Annotated in this window: 14 protein-coding genes; 10 read left to right on the top strand and 4 right to left on the bottom strand. The window is 69.7% G+C overall.

Features of this window, described 5'->3' with window-relative positions; genetic code table 11:
* Positions 1 to 8 precede the first annotated feature (8 nt).
* Genes A5663_RS05900 through A5663_RS05880 form a run of 5 tightly spaced genes read left to right on the top strand, consistent with a single transcriptional unit; the run spans position 9 to position 4,800 of the window.
* A complete protein-coding gene (locus A5663_RS05900) occupies positions 9 to 716 on the top strand; it encodes a hypothetical protein (protein ID WP_231976700.1) in 708 nt (235 codons plus the stop codon).
* Positions 694 to 1,395 carry a crotonase/enoyl-CoA hydratase family protein gene (locus A5663_RS05895; RefSeq protein ID WP_068145188.1) on the top strand — a complete coding sequence of 234 codons (702 nt, stop codon included), beginning with the start codon at positions 694 to 696 and terminating at the stop codon, positions 1,393 to 1,395. The genes A5663_RS05900 and A5663_RS05895 overlap by 23 nt, the downstream gene beginning before the upstream one ends.
* A 57-nt stretch (positions 1,396 to 1,452) precedes the next feature.
* On the top strand, positions 1,453 to 2,199 hold the full coding sequence (locus A5663_RS05890) for a hypothetical protein (protein WP_068145343.1): 747 nt from the start codon (positions 1,453 to 1,455) through the stop codon (positions 2,197 to 2,199).
* Between the two features lie 32 nt (positions 2,200 to 2,231).
* Positions 2,232 to 3,785 carry an HD domain-containing phosphohydrolase gene (locus A5663_RS05885; RefSeq protein ID WP_068145339.1) on the top strand — a complete coding sequence of 518 codons (1,554 nt, stop codon included), beginning with the start codon at positions 2,232 to 2,234 and terminating at the stop codon, positions 3,783 to 3,785.
* Between the two features lie 34 nt (positions 3,786 to 3,819).
* On the top strand, positions 3,820 to 4,800 hold the full coding sequence (locus A5663_RS05880; RefSeq protein WP_068145186.1) for a magnesium transporter CorA family protein: 981 nt from the start codon (positions 3,820 to 3,822) through the stop codon (positions 4,798 to 4,800).
* 1 nt (position 4,801) lies between these two features.
* Here the strand turns inward: A5663_RS05880 and A5663_RS05875 are convergent, their stop codons facing one another.
* Complete coding sequence (locus A5663_RS05875; RefSeq protein WP_068145183.1) at positions 4,802 to 5,935, bottom strand: NAD(P)/FAD-dependent oxidoreductase; 1,134 nt, start codon at positions 5,933 to 5,935, stop codon at positions 4,802 to 4,804.
* 106 nt (positions 5,936 to 6,041) lie between these two features.
* Between A5663_RS05875 and A5663_RS05870 the strand changes: the two genes are divergently transcribed.
* Entirely contained in the window at positions 6,042 to 6,764 is a 723-nt protein-coding gene (locus A5663_RS05870; protein WP_082973946.1) for a DUF3060 domain-containing protein, read from the top strand.
* On the opposite strand, the gene A5663_RS05865 is transcribed toward A5663_RS05870, so the two are convergent.
* A complete protein-coding gene (locus A5663_RS05865) occupies positions 6,761 to 7,657 on the bottom strand; it encodes a haloalkane dehalogenase (protein WP_068145336.1) in 897 nt (298 codons plus the stop codon). The genes A5663_RS05870 and A5663_RS05865 overlap by 4 nt on opposite strands.
* Positions 7,658 to 7,839: 182 nt before the next feature.
* Here A5663_RS05865 and A5663_RS05860 point away from each other — a divergent pair, with 182 nt between their 5' ends.
* Complete coding sequence (locus A5663_RS05860) at positions 7,840 to 8,079, top strand: hypothetical protein (RefSeq protein ID WP_068145178.1); 240 nt, start codon at positions 7,840 to 7,842, stop codon at positions 8,077 to 8,079.
* 73 nt (positions 8,080 to 8,152) lie between these two features.
* Here A5663_RS05860 and A5663_RS05855 read toward each other — a convergent pair whose 3' ends face one another.
* Both A5663_RS05855 and A5663_RS05850 read right to left on the bottom strand, forming a co-directional pair.
* Complete coding sequence (locus A5663_RS05855) at positions 8,153 to 8,992, bottom strand: sulfurtransferase (RefSeq protein ID WP_068145175.1); 840 nt, start codon at positions 8,990 to 8,992, stop codon at positions 8,153 to 8,155.
* 3 nt (positions 8,993 to 8,995) lie between these two features.
* A complete protein-coding gene (locus tag A5663_RS05850; RefSeq protein ID WP_068145173.1) occupies positions 8,996 to 9,607 on the bottom strand; it encodes an HD domain-containing protein in 612 nt (203 codons plus the stop codon).
* Between the two features lie 75 nt (positions 9,608 to 9,682).
* Here A5663_RS05850 and recC point away from each other — a divergent pair, with 75 nt between their 5' ends.
* The 3 genes from recC to recD are packed head-to-tail and all read left to right on the top strand — an operon-like array spanning position 9,683 to position 17,948.
* Positions 9,683 to 12,958 carry an exodeoxyribonuclease V subunit gamma gene (gene recC, locus A5663_RS05845; RefSeq protein WP_068145170.1) on the top strand — a complete coding sequence of 1,092 codons (3,276 nt, stop codon included), beginning with the start codon at positions 9,683 to 9,685 and terminating at the stop codon, positions 12,956 to 12,958.
* Positions 12,959 to 12,963: 5 nt separating this feature from the next.
* Positions 12,964 to 16,254 (top strand): exodeoxyribonuclease V subunit beta, encoded by a 3,291-nt coding sequence (gene recB, locus A5663_RS05840; RefSeq protein ID WP_068145333.1) that lies wholly within the window; start codon positions 12,964 to 12,966, stop codon positions 16,252 to 16,254.
* Positions 16,251 to 17,948: an exodeoxyribonuclease V subunit alpha gene (gene recD, locus A5663_RS05835; protein WP_068145167.1), complete on the top strand. Its 1,698-nt coding sequence runs from the start codon at positions 16,251 to 16,253 to the stop codon at positions 17,946 to 17,948. Before recB ends, recD begins: the two co-directional genes overlap by 4 nt.
* Positions 17,949 to 18,129: the final 181 nt, after the last annotated feature.

Genomic DNA, 18,129 nt, shown 5'->3' with positions numbered 1-18,129 from the left:
GCTTTCGCGTGCCGGACACGCTCTACGCCGACGTCTCGCAGTGGCAGCCCGGCGTCGACGACCGCTATCCCCACTCGGTGCTGGCCATCCGCTCCAACGACGGGACGTATCGAGATCGCCACTGGCACAACAACTATGGCTGGTGTCGCCGCAGCGCCGACGACGGGCGGCTGACGTTCTTCATCGTGTACTTCGTGTGGCGGCCCGACTGGCGGCGCGCGGTGCAGACGTTCCGCGAGCAGGTCGGCACACCGCACCCGAAGATGGCGGTCATGCTCGACGTCGAGTCGTGGGGCGGCCAGATCCGCGGCGATCAGTCGGCGGGCATCAACGCCGCCTACGCCGAGGTGGGTGAGTTCGTCGGCGGCACGGCCAAGGTCATCGGTTACGGCAACGTCGGTGACCTGGACACGCTGTGGCCGGACAAGCCGCCCGGCGTCCGCCTCGTGGTCGCCGCGTACGCGCACAACCCGCCGTACCCGGGCAAAGTGGCCCATCAGTACACCGACGGAAGCGGCCACGGCGCGGGCCTGCCGGAGGGTGCGCCGCCGTTCGGTCGGTGCGACATGAACTCCGCCGACGGGTTGACACCGGCCGCCTTCGCCGGAGCGTGCGGCATCGCGGACCTCTGTGCGTGCTCGCGGACGGACTTCGTAGCATCGACACGATCAGCGCCGAGCCAAAGGAGAAGCGATGACCAGCCTCGTCGGCTATGAACTACAGGACTCCGTCGCGACCATCCGATTGGACGACGGCAAGGTCAACGTGCTCGGCCCGGCCATGCAGACCGCGATCAACGAGGCGCTCGACCGGGCCGAGAAGGACTCCGTCAAAGCGGTCGTGCTCGCGGGCAACGAGCGGGTGTTCAGCGGTGGGTTCGACCTGTCGGTGTTCCAGTCCGGCGATGCGCGGGCCGCGCACGGGATGCTCGCCGGCGGGTTCGAACTGTCGGTGCGCTGCCTGACGTTCCCGGCGCCGGTGGTCATCGCGGCGACGGGTCCGGCGATCGCGATGGGCTCGTTCCTGCTGCTGTCCGGTGACCACCGCGTGGGCCAGCCGAAGAGCCGCTGCCAGGCCATCGAGGTGGCGATCGGCATGACGATCCCGATCGCCGCGCTGGAGATCATGCGCTTCCGGTTGACCCCGGCGGCTTTCCAGCGGGGCGCCGCGCTGGCGTCGACGTTCTCCGGCGACGACGCTGTCACCGGCGGGTGGCTCGACGAGATCGTCGAGGCCGATCGGGTGCTCGCGCGGGCGCAGGAGGTGGCGACCGAGGCCGCGACGACGTTGCACACCGGCGCACACGTGGGGACCAAGATGAAGGCTCGCGAGTCCGCGCTGCAGGCGATTCGCGCCGGCATCGACGGACTCGCAGAGGAGTTCGGCCTCGGCTGAGGATTTGGGGCAGTTGCCCCATGTGGGTGGCGCGGCCGTCGACAGACGATGACGGCCATGACCACCACACCACAGGCCTGCGCGGCCGCCACCAAGACCATGCCCCTTCCCGACGGCGATGACGAGCGCGTCGTCGGCTTCGGCGTCATGGGCCTGCCCTTCGCCAACGGCCACTACCTCGCCTACCGCGACTTCCCCGAGACGTCGTTCTCACCGGCGTATCGGTCGGTGTGGCATCGCACGCCCGAGGGCGTGTGGACGTTCTACGCCACCACGCCGGGACCGCAGAGCTGCTCGCGGTACTTCAGCTCGGCGACGGCGGTCGACCCCGTCGTCTGCGCTGTCGACGCACACTGGCCGACACCGTGGTCGCTGGCGATTTCCATTGCGGGAGTGCTGGATTGGCGCGTCGACATCGAAGCCACCGTGACCACCCGGCTGATGAGCGCCATCGCGTCGCGGGTACCTGTCGCCGTGACACGCAACCGCGAAACGCTGCGCGCGATGAGCCGCCTCGTCGGCCCGGCGCTGGGCATCGGCAAGGTGCGCCTGACCGGCCATCTGCCCAACGGCCAGGAGTTCCGTATCGCGCCGCGGCGGGTCTGGGCGGTCGCCGACTCGTCTGCCGTCGTGGACGGCATCGACCTCGGCCCGGTGGGACCGCACCCGGTGCAAGGCAAGCTGGCCGACTTCCAACTGCCTCAGCGTGGCATCTGTGTGGTCGCCCAGGGCCGGTTCGAGGCGTTCGACACCGCGCGACACCTCGACGCGGATCGCCTGGACCTTTCCCGCACAACCCACTGATCCCGCTGGGCCTGAACGTGCAGAATCAGGCTGTGGCCGGACGTCAGACCACGCACGAGTTCCCGACCCGGGCAGAGGTGCTCGCGGCGCTGTCGGTGGCCGTCGACCTCGGTCTCGGCCAGCCCGTCGAGCACATGCTGCGGGCCGCGCTGATCGCGATGCGGCTGGCCGACCGGCTCGATCTTTCTGAGCGACAGCGTGATTGCATCTACTACGCGACGCTGATCATGTGGATCGGCTGCCATGCCGACTCGCACGAGTACGCCCGGTGGTTCGGCGACGACATCGCGGTCCGGCGGAGCTCCTACCTCATCGACTGGTCCGGGTTGCCGTACCAACGGTTCCTGCTGACGAACCTCGGCCGCGGCGAGTCGTTGCTGACCCGATTGAAGACCGCTGCGACGCTGTATGCCAATGCGCGAGGGCACATCTCGCAGCTGATCCACTCCCATTGCACGTCGGCGGGTCTGCTGGCCCAGCGGATCGGCCTCGACGAGGACGTGCAGCACGCGCTGCGCTTCACGTTCGAGCGGTTCGACGGCGGCGGGTTGCCGACCGGCGCCTCGGGCGAGGCGATCCCGGTCGAGATGCGGGTGGCTCAAGTCGCCGACATGGTCGAGGTGCACCAACGCGAGTACGGCGTCGAGGGCGCGGTGGCGATGGCGCGCAGCAGGCGTGGCGGCCAGTTCGACCCCGCGATCGTCGACGCGTTCGTCGCCGACCCGGCGGGGGTGCTGGCGGTGCCGTCGACCGGTGACGTGTGGGCGACCGCGCTACAGCATGCGCCGGACCGTGCCGCTCGGCTCGACGGTCAGTCGCTCGATGCGCTGTTGGTCGCGCTGGGTGAGTTCGTCGACCTCAAATGCCCGTTCACACTGGGGCATTCGCGAGCGGTAGCGGAATTGGCCGGGACGGCCGCCGAAGCGCTCGGGCTCGACGAGGTGGCGGTCGCGACGACCCGGCGGTCCGGTTATGTGCACGATCTCGGCCGCATCGGGGTGTCGAACCAGATCTGGTCGAAATCCGCCGCGTTGAGCATGGCCGAATACGAACGGATGCGCCTGCACCCCTACCTGACCGAACGCATCCTGTCGCAGGTGCCCGCGCTGCGCGACATCGCCGCGGTCGCGGCGAACCATCACGAATCCCTCGACGGCTCAGGCTATCCCCGCGGACTCGCGGCACGACAGCTCGCCATGCCCGACCGGGTGCTGGCCTGCGCGGTGAGTTACCAGAGCGCACTGGAGCCGCGGCCGTACCGGGAAGCACTCGGTCCCGCGGGTGCGGCCCGCCGGCTGCGAGAACGAGTGTCCAAGGGACAGTTGGACGCCGCCGCCGCCGACGCGGTGCTGCAGGCGTCGGGTCAACCGTCGGGCAGGCGGCACGCGAGACCGGGCGGGCTCACGGCCCGCGAGGTCCAGGTGCTGCGTCTGGTCGCGCAGGGCACCAGCAACAAGGACATCGCCGCCAGGCTCGTGCTCAGCGAGAAGACAGTGCGCAATCACGTCGAGCACGTGTACACCAAGATCGGCGTCTCGAACCGGATCGGCGCGAGCATGTACGCGTTGGAGCATGGGCTCGGCTGACCCGCCGAGCGTCCGTCGCTGACATGATGTCGGGGTGACCGATGTGCGTGGCCGGGTGTGGCGCGGCGGCAAGGCGCAGGACGACTTCGTGTTCTCGTCGATCTCGGACTATCTCGCCGAGGACGACACGCTGGTCTGGTGTGACATCTGCAGCCCCGACCACGCGACCCTCAGTGAACTGGCGCAGGAACTCGGGCTCAACACCTGGGCGGTCGAGGACGCGATCGCCGAGTCCGAACGCACCAAGGCGGTCGTCTACCGCACGCATACGTTCTTCACCGTGTACGCGGTCTGTGAGGGATCGGACGGCGGCGCCGCGCCGTTGTCGAGCCACCGCATCTCGGGGTTCGTCCTTCCGCAAGGGCTGATCACCGTGCGGTTGTCCCCCGACTTCGACATCGACACCGTCTCACAGCGCTTCGACGAGCTCGGCGGCCAGGAGCACGGCGTCGGCGCGCTGGTGCACGGCCTGCTGGACGTGGTCGTCGACGGCCACTTCGAGGCGGTGCAGAAACTCGACGACGAGATCGAGACGCTCGAGGACGAGCTGTTCGAGGACCGGCCGCAGCGCGGCAACTTGCAGCGCAAGACCTACCGGCTGCGCAAGGATCTGGTGCAGCTGCGACGGGTCGTGCTGCCGATGCGCGAAGTGGTCAACTCGATCCAGCACCGCAGGCTCGACGCCAAGACCGCCCCCGAACTGGACCCGCTCTACGCCGACCTCTACGACCACGTGCTGCGGGTGTCGGAGTGGACGGAGTCGTTGCGCGACATGATCACAACGGTGTTCGAGACCAACCTGTCGCTGCAGGACGCCCGGCTCAACACGGTGATGAAGAAGCTCACCGGCTGGGCGGCGATCATCGCGGTGCCGACGGCGATCACCGGCTTCTACGGCCAGAACGTCTTGTACCCCGGCATCGAGACCGTGACCGGGTTCATCATCAGCACCGCGCTGATCGCGGTGCTGGTGGTCGTGCTGTATCTGACGTTCAAGCGCCGAGACTGGTTGTGAGTCAAGCGATTCGCAACAGTTTGTCGGCGCGGCGGTGGTCGTCGTCGGCGTTCAGTGTCAGCACTCCGACGACGTCACCGCCGGACTCATACCAGACCGTGAACCCGGTGCGGTGGTCGACGAAGCGAGCGTCGTCGTAGCCGACGCCCCAACCGCGGTACTTGAGCACCGACGTGCCGATGGTGCAGGAGAACCCGGGCACGGTGTCCCAGGCGGCGTCGAGGCCCGCGGCGCTCATCCCGGCGACGTAGCCCTGGTGCGCGGCGTCGCGCCAGTGCTCGGCGGGGATGGGCCGGTCCGCGGTGACGTTGTGCGCCAACGCGACGTCGCCTGCGGCGTAGATGTTGCGGGCCGAAGTCCGCATGTGTTCGTCGACGACGATGCGCCCGTCGCGGGTCCGCAGACCCGCCGCCGCGGCGAGGTGGATGTCGGGTCGCACACCCGTCGCACAGATCACGAGATCGGCGTCGACGGACTCACCGCTGCCGAGCACCACCCGGGAGTCCTCGATCGCCGCCACCTCAGTCTCACCCGCGAACCGGACACCGTTGTCCGACAACAGCTTTGCCACGCGCTCACCGGCTTCCAGCCCGAACCGGCGCTGCAGCGGAACGTGTTCGGCCGCGACCACCATGGTGGCAACCCCGCGCGCGGCCAGGCAACTCGCGGCCTCACAGCCGATCAGCCCGGCGCCGATGACCACGGCGCAGTCGGCGTAGCGGGCAGCCATCTTCAACGCCACCGCGTCGGCGAAAGACCGCAGCGTCAGCGCGGACTCGATGCCGGGAATCGCGGGCCGCACCGCGGCCGAGCCGGCGGCCACCACCAGATGCCAGTACGGGTAGCGCTGACCGCCCGCCGTCACGACCTGCTGACGGTCGGGGTCGATGGACTCGACGGTGATGCCGCGGATCAGGTCGACGTCGTTGCGCTCGAACCAGCGCTCACTGTGCAGCGCGAGTTTGGTGTCGCGGCCGCAGAGGAAGTCCTTGCTCAGCGGCGGCTTGGCGTACGGCAACGCGGGGTCGGTGGTCAGTATGCGCACCGGGATGTCGCGATGCTTGCTGCGAAACGTCTCGGCGGCGCTCACCCCGGCAGGACCGCTGCCGACGACGATGAAACCTGCGGGCACCACTCTTCCTGAGTACCAACATCGAGCAGCAAATAACCACAGATGTCAGCGATCGGTCACACTCGCCGATCCGCGGGCGGGTCAAACGACTGTGTGGCACCATTCGCGCATGAACCCCGAGGATGACCCGGAGGCCAGGATCAGGCAGCTGGAGCAACCACTGGCCGACTACGGGGCGGTCGAACTGGGCGCCAACGACCCCGCCGGTGGCACGCAGCAGACGGCGGCCCTGCCTCCGCCCGTCTACGGTCCGCCGTACCAGCAGCAGTCGCCGTACAGCGCGCCGCCGTTCGGCGTCAGCTTCCCGCCGGGGCCGACCAAGAAGGGCGCACCGTTCGGGCTGATCTTCGGACTGATCGGAGCGGTCGCGGCCCTCGTCGTCGCCGGTGTCGGCGTGATCGTGTGGTCGTCGATGTCGTCGACGCCGGACCGGATCACCACCCGACCGGGGTTTCCCGACGTCAACGGCGACAGCCCTCGCCAGGGCGGCGTCACGATCGGGCCGTCGCGCAACGCGCCCACCGCGCTGCCGACGCAGGACCGACCGCCGAAGGTCGCCGAGGCCCCCGCGGGCGGTCAGTACAGCGTGTCCGGGGTGGAGAAGACCGAGACCGTCGAGTGCAACGGCAGCAACATCAGCGTCAGCGGCGTCAACAACACGGTGACCCTGCTCGGCCACTGCCTGAGTGTGACGGTCTCCGGCGTCGACAACCGGGTGACCATCGACAGCACCGACACGATCGGCGCGTCAGGCTTCGACAACGAGGTGGTCTACCACTCCGGTGATCCGCGGATCGACGCCACGTCGCGCAACACCGTGACCCAGGGCTAACTGCTCCACTGCAGGATGCGTGCGGCCAGCTCGGGCCCACAGTCCTCCTGCACGAAGTGGCTGCCGTTGATTCGGGCGTGCGGCTGACCGGCCGCGCCCGGCACATGCTCGATCAGCGGGCGGTCGGCGCGGCCGAGTATCGGGTCCTTGGCGCCGAAGACGCACAGGAACGGTTTCTTCCAGCGGCCCAACGTTTCCCAGGCGGCGCGGTTGGCGGGTAGTGCCGGATCGTCCTCCGCGGTCGGCACCAGAGCAGGAAACGCGCGCGCGCCCGCCTGAAAACGCTTGTGCGGGAACGGCGCATCGTATCCACTGCGGATTCGCGCGGGCACGTCGGTGACGGTGCCGAACGCGACGATGCGGCCGGCCGGGAACACCGGCGTGTAGCGGGCGAAGGCACGCCAGACGCGGAACGGCACGTTCGCCGACGTCTGCCCGGCAGGCAGGAAACCGTTGGCGACCACGATGCGCCCGACGCGATCGCCCTGTTCGGCGGCGATGCGCAACCCGATCAGCGAGCCCCAGTCCTGCACGAAGATCGTCGTGTCACGCAGGTCGAGCGCCTCGAACCACGACGTCACCCACTCGACGTGCCGTAGGTAGGTGTAGTCCTCGATGCGCCCCGGTTTGTCGGAGCGTCCGAAACCGATCAGGTCCGGCGCGAGCACCCGGCAGCCGCCGGCCGCCAGCGGCCCGATCATGGTGCGGTACAAGTAACTCCACGTCGGCTCGCCGTGCAGCAGCACGACGGGCGGGCCGTCGCTCGGACCCTCGTCGATGTAGTGCATCCGCAGCGACGGGGTGTCACTTGCGGTGACTTCCGCGTAGTGCGGTTCGAACGGGTAGCCCGCGAGGTTCGCGAAGCGCTCGTCGGGAGTACGCAGAACGTCCATGGTGTGCTCCTGTCCGCCGGATGAAGCGTAGAACGACGCGGCCGGTCGCTTCCCCCGATCGGCGGACACGGGATTCATCCGGTCCGCCCGCCGGTCGGCCGACATACACCGTCGCCGCGGTGCAGCACTGTTGAGCCATCACCGGAACACCCCGGTATTCGAACTTCACGAGGAGAAACACGATGAGCACCAACACGAACCGCCGCTTCACCCGCTTGCTGGCCCTGCCGTTCGTCGCGGCCGGAATCATGGCCGGGGCCCTCGGTCTCGCAGGCACCGCGGAGGCCGGCACGTACACGCCGGACAACACGCCGCGGCCGGGGATCGTCGCGACGCCGCACACGGTCGCACACCCGCCCCAGATCATCTATCGCCACGGCATCCTGCACCTGCAGCAGGTCGAGTCGGACTGGCACCCCTGACCACGAACGATTTCCTCCACAGAGGCCCTCCCGGGCGGCGTATCCCGGGAGGGCCTCGCCTCGTCTGCAGGGGCTATTCAGGTCCTCTGGCCACCGGCCGCGAAGGATCCGAACTCCACTCCGACCACGAACCCGGAAACAACGCGGCGTCCACCCCCGCCGCGGCGAGCGCCGCGACCGTCACCGCCGCGGTGACACCCGACCCGCAGTAGACCGCGACGTCGCCGTCCCCGAGAGCGCCGACCCGCTCGGCCAGATCGGCGTGCAGAGTGCCGTCCTCGGCCAGCAGGCCGGTGCTCGGCACGTTGACCGCGCCGGGGATGTGCCCGGCGACGGGGTCGACCGGTTCGACGTCACCGCGGAAGCGTTCGGCCGCCCGGGCGTCGAGCAGCAGCAACTCCGAGCCGAGCAGCGCGTCAGCGGTGACCGTCAGGCGAGCACCGGCGTACAGGTCATCGTGGGCCACCGTGACATCCCCGCGTTCGGGTGCGATGGCGCCGGACTCCAGTTCGCCTCCTGCGGCCGTCCACGCCTCGAGCCCGCCGTCGAGGATGCGAACGTCGTCGATGCCCGCCGCGGTCAGCACCCACCACGCGCGCGCAGAGCCGGCGCGGTTCCAGTCGTCGTAGACGACGACGGGCACGCCGGCCCGCACACCCCACCGGCGCGCAGCCTCTTGCACCGTCGCTCCGGACGGCAGCGGATGACGCCCTCGACCCTCGACGCTGTGGTCGCTCAGCTCGTCCTCGAGCGACACATACACCGCCCCGGGCAGGTGCCCGCGTTCGTACGACGCGCGGCCGTCCGGCTCGCCGAGCTGCCAGCGCACATCCAACAGCGTCACCGGCTCACCGGCGCCCAGCCGGCGGCCCAACTCCTCAGCGGTGATCACCACCGCGTCACGTGCAGCCATGGCTCAGACGGTAGCGGCGACGGGCGGGCCGACCTCCTCTGCCAAGGTCTCGACGACGCGGGACAACTCGTCGACCAGCCAGCTGTCGCTGCGGCGCCGGTAGATCTCCAGCAGCGAACGGTAGTACCACAAATGCTGGTGTGGATCGTCGGTGTTGAAGCGCTGCCAGACCTTCGGCCCGTACCGGCGCAGGTCACGCAGGATCGCCCTGGCGTTGTCCAGCTTGTCGGCCATCGACACGAGAAGCGTGCTGTCCGAAGCTTTCTCCAAATGCGTCAGGTAGGCCTGTTTGCGTTCGCGCCACGGCGGTTTCGGCGTCACCACGGTGTCGCTGCACTCCTCGACGATGGTGGCGACGTCCGGGCCGAAGCGCTCCTCGATCTGCGCCAGCGTCGCGTCGCCGCCCTGATCTTCGGCGGCGTCGTGCAGCAGTGCCGCGATCACCTCGGTCTCGGTGCCGTCGGACTCGATCACCAACCCGGCCACCGACAGCAGGTGGCCGACATACGGCACCTGGCTGGCCTTGCGGGTCTGCGTGCGGTGCAGTTCGGCGGCGAATCCGAGCGCCTCCTGAAACTTCGATCCGAGCCGGGGCGACATCGTCGTTTCGCTCATGTGCCCCAGAGTCCCACGCCGTACCCGCACGCAAACCTCTGACGGTGTCGGACCCACCTCCTATGGTGGGCTGCGATGGCGCTCCACATCCATCGGGCTGAACGCACCGACCTGCTCGCCGACGGTCTCGGCGCTCTGCTCAGCGACCCGCTGCCCGACCCGTTCGCCGAGGAACTGGTCATCGTGCCCGCCAAAGGCGTCGAGCGCTGGCTGAGCCAGCGGCTGAGCCACGTCCTCGGTCGCGGCTCCGGCGGCGACGGGGTCTGCGCCGGCATCGCGTTCCGCAACCCGCGCTCGCTGATCGCGGAAATCACCGCCGGCTCAGGCCGGATTGTCGGCACCGCCGACGGTGACGATCCGTGGGCACCCGACGCGATGGTCTGGCCGCTGATCGAGGCGATCGACGCTCACTGCTCCGAGAACTGGTGCCGACCGTTGGCCGCCCACCTCGGCCACTTCGAAGCCGGCGAAGAGAAGGAGCTGCGGCAGGGCCGCCGGTACGCCGTCGCCCGCAGGCTGGCCGGATTGTTCGCCTCCTACGCCCGCCAGCGTCCGCAACTGCTGATCGACTGGGAGAACGGCGTCGCCGGAGACATCGGATCCGATCTGGCTTGGCAGCCCCCGCTGTGGCGGGCGCTCGTCGAGCGTATCGACGCCGATTCACCGCACGTCCGGCACGCGAAAACAGTTGTGCGGCTTCAGGAGTCGCCCACTGACCTGCCGCAGCGGCTCTCGCTGTTCGGCCACACCCGGCTGCCTGCCACCGAGATCGAACTGCTCGACGCGTTGGCCACCCATCACGACCTGCACCTGTGGCTGCCCCATCCCAGCGACGTGCTGTGGACCGCACTGGCCGGCGACCGCGGGCCCATCTCCCGCGGCTCCGATGACTCCCACCGGCAGGTCCATCACCCGCTGCTGGCGACGCTCGGCCGTGACCTGCGGGAGCTGCAACGGGGCCTGCCCGCCGACCACGAGACCGACGAATATCTCGGTGGCAGAACGTATCCGGAGACCCTGCTCGGGTGGGTGCAGTCCGACATCGCGGCCAACGCGGTGCGGCCCGCGGGCCGAACCTTCGCCGCCGGGGACCGCTCGGTGCAGGTGCACAGCTGCCACGGCCCCGCCCGGCAGGTCGACGTGCTGCGCGAAGTCCTGCTCGGCCTGCTCGCCGACGACGAGACACTCGAACCGCGCGACATCCTCGTCATGTGCCCCGACATCGAGACCTACGCACCGCTGATCGTCGCCGGGTTCGGGCTCGGCGAGGTGGTGCACGGCGCCCATCCGGCGCACCGGCTCCGCGTCAAACTCGCCGACCGGGCCTTGACGCAGACCAACCCGCTGCTCGGGGTGACCGCACAGCTACTCGCGCTCGCCGGCGGTCGCGCCACCGCCAGCGAGGTGCTCAACCTTGCCGAGGCTGCGCCGGTGCGGGCCCGGTTCGGGTTCACCGACGACGATCTCGACGCGATCGCCGTCTGGATCCGCGAAGCCAACATCCGCTGGGGCTTCGACCGGGCGCACCGCCATCCGTACGGCGTCGACTTCCTGCAGAACACCTGGCGATTCGGCATCGACCGGGTGTTGGCGGGCGTGGCGATGTCGGACGACTCGCGCGCCTGGCTGGGCACCACGCTGCCGCTGGACGACGTCGGCAGCAACCGCATCGAACTGGCGGGGCGTCTCGCCGAGTACGTCGAGCGGCTGCGCACCACGGTCGAATCACTCTCGGGCGCAAAGCCGCTCGGCGACTGGCTGACCGCTCTCTCCCGTGGAGTCGAGCAGCTGACCGCCGTCGACGACGCCGACCTGTGGCAGTCGAGCCAGGTCGAACGCGAGTTCAACGACATCCTCACCAGAGCCGGCCGGCACGCCGGGACGATCATGCGTCTGCCCGACATCCGAGCGCTGCTGGACCGGCATCTGGCCGGCCGGCCGACCCGCGCGAACTTCCGCACCGGCACGCTGACGGTCTGCACGATGGTGCCGATGCGGTCGGTGCCGCACCGCGTCGTGTGCCTGGTCGGCCTCGACGACGGTGTGTTCCCCCGGCTCGGAGTCGTCGACGGCGACGACGTGCTGGCCCGGGACCCGATGACCGGCGAACGCGACATCCGCTCCGAGGACCGGCAGTTGCTGCTGGACGCCATCGGTGCGGCCACCGAGAAGCTGGTGATCACCTACACCGGCGCCAACGAGTACTCCGGTCAGCGCAAGCCGCCCGCGGTGCCGCTGGTCGAGCTGCTGGACACCCTCGACGTGACCACCCCGGACAAGGTCCGCGACCGCGTGCTGGTCGAACATCCGTTGCAGCCGTTCGACGTTCGCAACGTTCGGCCCGGCGATCTCGGCATGCCAGCCGGCGAACCGTTCACGTTCGATCCCACCGCGCTGACCGCCGCCCAGGTGGCGACGGGCCTGCGCGCCGAGCGCCCGCCGCTGTTCGGCGATCCGCTGCCGACGGTGCCGGCCGCCGATGTCGCGCTCGACGATCTGATCGCGTTCTTCAAAGACCCCGTCAAGGGCTTCTTCCGTGCGCTCGACTACACGCTGCCGTGGGACGTCGACGCCGTCGAGGATGCGATGCCGGTCGAGATCGACGCCCTGCAGGAGTGGAAGGTCGGCGACCGGATGCTCGACGACATGCTGCGCGGCATGGAACCGGAGGCCGCGCAGCACGCGGAGTGGCGCCGTGGCTCGCTGCCGCCGGGAAAGCTCGGTTGGCGCAAGGCGAAAGAGATCTGCGCGCAGGCTGACGCGCTGGCCACCGCGGCCAAGCGCCACCGTGGTCGAGAGCCGGCCGCCTACGACGTCGACATCGATGTGGGGGCCGGCCGCCGCGTCACCGGCACCGTGCCGCGAGTCTACGGTGACCGGTTGGTGTCGGTGAGGTACTCGAAGCTCGATGGACGCCATCTGCTCGAATCTTGGATTCGGTTGGTGGCGTTGAGCTCTCAGCGTCCCGGCGGGGACTGGGCCGCGGTGTGCATCGGACGGCCGAGGCGCCCCGGGCGCCCGAAGGAACGCCTGCTGGGCGCCCCCGAGGGGGCCGCCGATGTGCTGCGCGACCTCGTGGCGATCTACGACGCCGGTCGCCGCGAGCCGATCCCGTTGCCGCTCAGGACTTCCTACGCATGGGCCGAGACGGAGTACACCCGCGGGGACCCCAGGCGCGAGGCGGGCTGGAAGTGGAACACCGGAAAATTCGCCGGCGAGAACGAAGAGCGAGCCCACGTCAGGGTGTGGGGGCTGAACTTCCCGCTTGACGGCCTGATCGCGGCCGGCCTTCCGGACTATGCGACACGGCTGTGGCTGCCGCTGCTGCAAGCCGAGAGGGATCCCGACTGATGGACATGGCGCCGTTCGACCTCCTCGGTCCGCTGCCGGCGGAGCGGAGCACCACCGTGCTGGAGGCCAGCGCGGGCACGGGAAAGACGTTCGCGCTGGCGGGGCTGGTGACCCGCTATGTCGCCGAAGGCGTTGCGACGCTTGACCAGATGCTGCTGATCACGTTCGGCCGGATGGCCAGCCAGGAGCTGCGGGAACGGGTGCGCTGTCAGATCCTCGAGGCGCTGCTGGCGTTCGACGACCCGTCCGCCGCGGCGGCCAACGACCTGATCGAGCACCTCCTGAAAGGGTCGGCCGAGGAGTTGGCCGAGCGACGGCTGCGGCTGCGTGATGCGCTGGCCGGCTTCGACGCGGCGACGATCGCCACCACTCACCAGTTCTGTCAGCTGGTGTTGCGGTCGCTGGGCGTCGCCGGTGACACCGAATCCGGCGTGCAGCTGGTCGAGAGCCTCGACGACGTCGTCGGCGAGATCGTCGACGACCTCTACCTCGCGCACTTCGGGCAGCAGTCCGACGATCCGCTGCTGACCCGGGAGCAGGCACTTGATCTCGCGCGCAGCGTGGTCGTCAACGCGCACACCCAGCTGCGCCCGCTGGACCCCGCCCCCGGTCTCGAACCTGCCGTGCGGGTCGGGTTCACCCTAGCCGTGAGCGAGGAGCTGGAGAAGCGGAAGCGCACGTCGGGCATCCTGCACTACGACGATCTGCTGTCCCGGCTCGCGAATGCCTTGGAAGACAACGAATCACCGGCACGCGCACGGATGCGGCAACGGTGGTCGATCGTGATGGTCGACGAGTTCCAGGACACCGACCCGGTCCAGTGGCAGGTGATCGACCGCGCCTTCAGCGGGCACTGCACGGTCATCCTGATCGGCGACCCGAAGCAGGCGATCTACGCGTTCCGCGGCGGCGACATCGTCGCCTACCTGCATGCCGCAGAGACCGCCGGTGACCGGAAGACGTTGGGCACCAACTGGCGAAGCGACGGCCCGCTCGTCGACAGCTTGCAGGCGGTGCTGAAGGACGCCCAACTCGGCGACCCCCGAATCGTCGCGCGCGAGGTCGCTGCTCGGCACACCGAGCACCGCCTCAAGGGGGCACCGCACAACGCACCGTTCCGGCTGCGCGTGGTGTCGCGGGATGCGTTCGGCACCCGCCCCGACCGGGTCATCAAGATGGACAAGCTGCGCCGGCACATCGGCGAGGACCTCGCCGCCGACATCGCGGCACTGCTGGCGAGTGGGGCGACGTTCTGCGACGAGCCGCTCCGGCACGGCGACGTCGCGGTGATCGTGGAGAACCACACCGACGGCCGGGCCTGCTTCGACGCGTTGGCGGCCGCGGGCATCCCCGCCGTGTACACCGGCGACTCGGATGTGTTCCGCTCCCCGGCGGGCGACGACTGGTTGTGCCTGCTGGAGGCGTTCGACCAGCCGCACCGCTCGGGCCTGGTGCGCGCAGCGGCGACCACGATGTTCTTCGGTAAGACGGCGGAGGACCTCGCGACCGGGGGCGACGCGCTCACCGACGCCGTCGCGAACACGTTGCGGGAGTGGGCCGACCATGCCCGCGAGCGCGGTGTCGCGGCGGTGTTCGAGGCGGCGCAGCTGGCGGGGATGGGCCGCCGCGTGTTGTCGTGGACCGACGGCGACCGGCACATGACCGACCTGGCGCACCTGACCCAGGTGCTGCACGAGACCGCGCACCGCGAACACTTCAACCTGCCCGCGCTGCGCGACTGGCTGCGCACTCAGCGGGACACGCCCCGCGGTGCCGTCGAGCGCAACCGGCGGCTCGACAGCGATGCCGCTGCGGTGCAGATCATGACGGTGTGGGTCAGCAAGGGCCTGCAGTTCCCGGTGGTCTACCTGCCGTTCGCGTTCAATCGGCATATCTTCACCGAGGACGCCGTGCTGTACCACGAGGGCGAGACCCGGTGCCTGCACATCGGCGGCGAGCTCAGCCCCGACTGGACCGACGTGCAGGCGCGCGGCCGCCGCGAGGCCGCGGGCGACGACGTCCGGCTGACCTACGTCGCGCTGACCCGGGCACAGTCGCAGGTCGTGGCGTGGTGGGCGCCGTCGCACGACGAGCCGAACGGCGGCCTGTCGCGTCTGTTGCGCGGCCGCTCACCGGGTGACCCGGTGGTGCCGGACCAATGCGATCCGCCGAAGATCGACGACGCCGACGCGATGACGGCCCTGCGCGCCTGGGAGCAGGCCGGGGGGCCGGTGCTCGAGGAGTCCGTCATCGTCGCGCCCAGCCACGTCGAATTGCCCGGTGCGCCAGCCGGTCTCAAGGTCCGCCACTTCCACCGCCGCATCGACACGACCTGGCGGCGGACGTCCTATTCCGGGCTGCTGCGCGCCGCCGAGTCGGCGGGAGTGTCGAGCGAACCGGAGGTCATCGAACTCGACGACGAAGTCGGTGAGATCGCTGTGCAGGCGGCGACGGCTGTCGGCGCGGACGTGGTGTCGCCGATGGCGGAGCTGCCGACGGGCGCCAAGTTCGGCTCGCTCGTGCACGCGGTGTTGGAGACCGCCGATCCGTTCGCCACCGATCTGGCCGCTGAACTGGCGGCACAGATCCGCGAACACTCGGTGTGGTGGCCGGTCGAGGTGGCACCGGAAGATCTCGCCGCGGCGCTGGTGCCGTTGCACGACACCCCGTTGGGCCCGCTGGCGCCCGGCATGACCCTACGGCAGATCGGCTTGCGAGATCGGCTGCGGGAGTTGGACTTCGAGTTCCCGCTGGCCGGTGGCGATGTGCGCGGCCAGGCGCCGGCGATCACGTTGGCCGACGTCGGCCGCCTGCTGGCTCAGCATCTGCCGGCCGACGATCCGCTCGCTGCGTACGCGGCGCGGCTCACCGACGACGCGCTCGGCCCGCAGTCGCTGAAGGGTTATCTGACCGGCTCGCTGGACGCGGTGCTCCGGGTCGACGATCGCTACCTCGTCGTCGACTACAAGACGAACTGGCTCGGCGGTGCGCCGGGCGAACTGACGGCTGCGGACTACGGCCGGGCCCAGCTGGTCGAGGCGATGCTGCACTCCGACTATCCGCTGCAGGCGCTACTGTACTGCGTTGTGCTGCATCGCTTCCTGCGGTGGCGGCTGCCGCAGTACTCGCCGGAGCAGCACCTCGGTGGCGTGCTGTACCTGTTCGTGCGCGGGATGTGCGGTGCGCAGACCCCGGTCGTCGACGGCCATCCGGCAGGGGTGTTCAGCTGGCATCCGCCCGCCGCGCTGATCGTCGCGATGTCGGATCTGCTCGATGCGGGAGCGGTGGCGGCATGAGCGTGGTGGCGGCGGCCGCGTCCGGGTTGCTCGGGGCCTTCAACGACGCCGGCATGTTCGAGGCGTCCGACATCCAGGTCGCTCGCCGCCTGACGGCGTTGGCCGAAGAGTCCGACGAGTCGGTCGCGCTGGCGCTCGCGCTCGCGGTGCGCGCACTGCGTGGCGGTTCGGTGTGCGTCGACTTGGCGTCGGTGGCCGGGCAACTGGAGATGCCAAACTTGCCGTGGCCGCCACCGGAGCAGTGGCTGGCAGCGGTGCGCAACAGCCAGCTGGTGACTGACACGCCAGTGCTGCGGTTGCTGGGCGACCTGCTGTATCTCGACCGGTACTGGCTCGAGGAGCAGCAGGTGCGCGACGACGTGCTGGCGTTGCTCTCGAAGCCGCTGCCGAGCGAGGTGCCGAGCCTTGACCGGCTGTTTCCCGCGGGCTGGGAGGAGCAGCGCGCATCTGCGGAAGTGGCGCTGTCGCAATCGCTTACGGTCTTGACCGGCGGTCCCGGGACGGGCAAGACCACGACGGTGGCGCGACTGTTGGCGCTGCTGGCGGAGCAGGCCGCGCTGACCGGACGGCCGCGACTGCGCATCGCGCTGGCCGCGCCGACGGGCAAGGCCGCGGCCCGGCTGCTGGAGGCGGTGCAGCTGGAAGTCGACAAGCTCGACGCGGCCGACCGCGAAAGGCTGCCGGAGCTGTCGGCATCCACCCTGCACCGGCTGTTGCGGCCTCGGCCGGACAACTCGTCACGGTTCCGGCATCACCGGGAGAACCGGTTGCCGCACGACGTGATCGTCGTCGACGAGACGTCGATGGTGTCGCTCACGTTGATGGCGCGGCTGCTCGAAGCGGTGCGCCCCGACAGCAGGCTGCTGTTGGTGGGCGACCCGGACCAGTTGGCGTCGGTGGAGGCCGGGGCGGTGTTGGCCGACCTGGTCGACGGGCTGGGACAGCGGTCGGATGTGCGGATCGCGGCGCTGAAGACATCGCATCGGTTCGGCGAGTCGATCGGTGCGTTGGCGACGGCGATCCGTGACGGCGATGCCGACCGGGTCATCGCGCTGCTGGCGGGGGGTGGCGAGCACATCGAATGGGTCAGCGCGGCGGACCCGACCGAGCAGCTCAGGAAAGTGCTTCTGCCCCATGCGTTGCGGTTGCGCGAGGCCGCGGTCCTCGGCGATGCGAAGGCGGCACTGGCGACGTTGGACGAACATCGGCTGTTGTGCGCGCACCGGCGCGGACCGTACGGCGTGCGGTTCTGGAACCGTCAGGTCGAACGGTGGTTGACCGACGCGACCGGTGAGCCGCCGTGGACCGAGTGGTACGCGGGCAGGCCGGTGCTCGTGACGGCGAACGACTACGGACTGGGTCTCTACAACGGCGATGCCGGGGTGACGGTCGCGCGCCCGGACGGATTGCGCGTGGCGGTCGCGGCGCTCGAGTTCGGCGTCGGCCGGTTGACCGACGTGGAGACGATGCATGCGATGACGATCCACAAGTCCCAAGGCAGCCAGGCCGACGAGGTCACGGTGCTGATGCCGTCGTCGGACTCGCGGTTGTTGACGCGGGAGCTGTTCTACACCGCGGTGACTCGCGCGAAGCAACGCGTGCGTGTGGTGGGCTCGGAGGAGTCGCTGCGGGGTGCGATCGACCGGCGGGCCGTGCGGGCGTCCGGCCTTGCGCAACGCCTGCTGACCGACTGACCGCGTCGAGCTCCCCCCTTCCGACCCGCCCGTGTTCCACAACCGGTACCGAAATTGCCCACGTACCGAGCGACAACAGCACCCGAACCTCCGCCACGCCTCACGTTGTCGCTCGGTACGCGGGCAAACGGAGATACGTTCCTTTCCGCCCGATCGCGCCCGCGCTTCTCCTGACCTGAAC

It is taken from the genome of Mycobacterium sp. E740 (genome assembly GCF_001672895.1).
Taxonomy (GTDB): Bacteria; Actinomycetota; Actinomycetes; order Mycobacteriales; family Mycobacteriaceae; genus Mycobacterium.
This window is presented reverse-complemented; position numbering and strand designations above follow the sequence as displayed.

Coding starts and splice junctions, on each gene's coding strand:
- A5663_RS05870 (WP_082973946.1), top strand. CDS start 6,042: ATGAACCCCGAGGATGACCCGGAGGCCAGGATCAGGCAGCTGGAGCAA.
- A5663_RS05890 (WP_068145343.1), top strand. CDS start 1,453: ATGACCACCACACCACAGGCCTGCGCGGCCGCCACCAAGACCATGCCC.
- A5663_RS05865 (WP_068145336.1), bottom strand. CDS start 7,657: ATGGACGTTCTGCGTACTCCCGACGAGCGCTTCGCGAACCTCGCGGGC.
- A5663_RS05850 (WP_068145173.1), bottom strand. CDS start 9,607: ATGAGCGAAACGACGATGTCGCCCCGGCTCGGATCGAAGTTTCAGGAG.
- A5663_RS05895 (WP_068145188.1), top strand. CDS start 694: ATGACCAGCCTCGTCGGCTATGAACTACAGGACTCCGTCGCGACCATC.
- recB (WP_068145333.1), top strand. CDS start 12,964: ATGGCGCCGTTCGACCTCCTCGGTCCGCTGCCGGCGGAGCGGAGCACC.
- recD (WP_068145167.1), top strand. CDS start 16,251: ATGAGCGTGGTGGCGGCGGCCGCGTCCGGGTTGCTCGGGGCCTTCAAC.
- recC (WP_068145170.1), top strand. CDS start 9,683: ATGGCGCTCCACATCCATCGGGCTGAACGCACCGACCTGCTCGCCGAC.
- A5663_RS05860 (WP_068145178.1), top strand. CDS start 7,840: ATGAGCACCAACACGAACCGCCGCTTCACCCGCTTGCTGGCCCTGCCG.
- A5663_RS05855 (WP_068145175.1), bottom strand. CDS start 8,992: ATGGCTGCACGTGACGCGGTGGTGATCACCGCTGAGGAGTTGGGCCGC.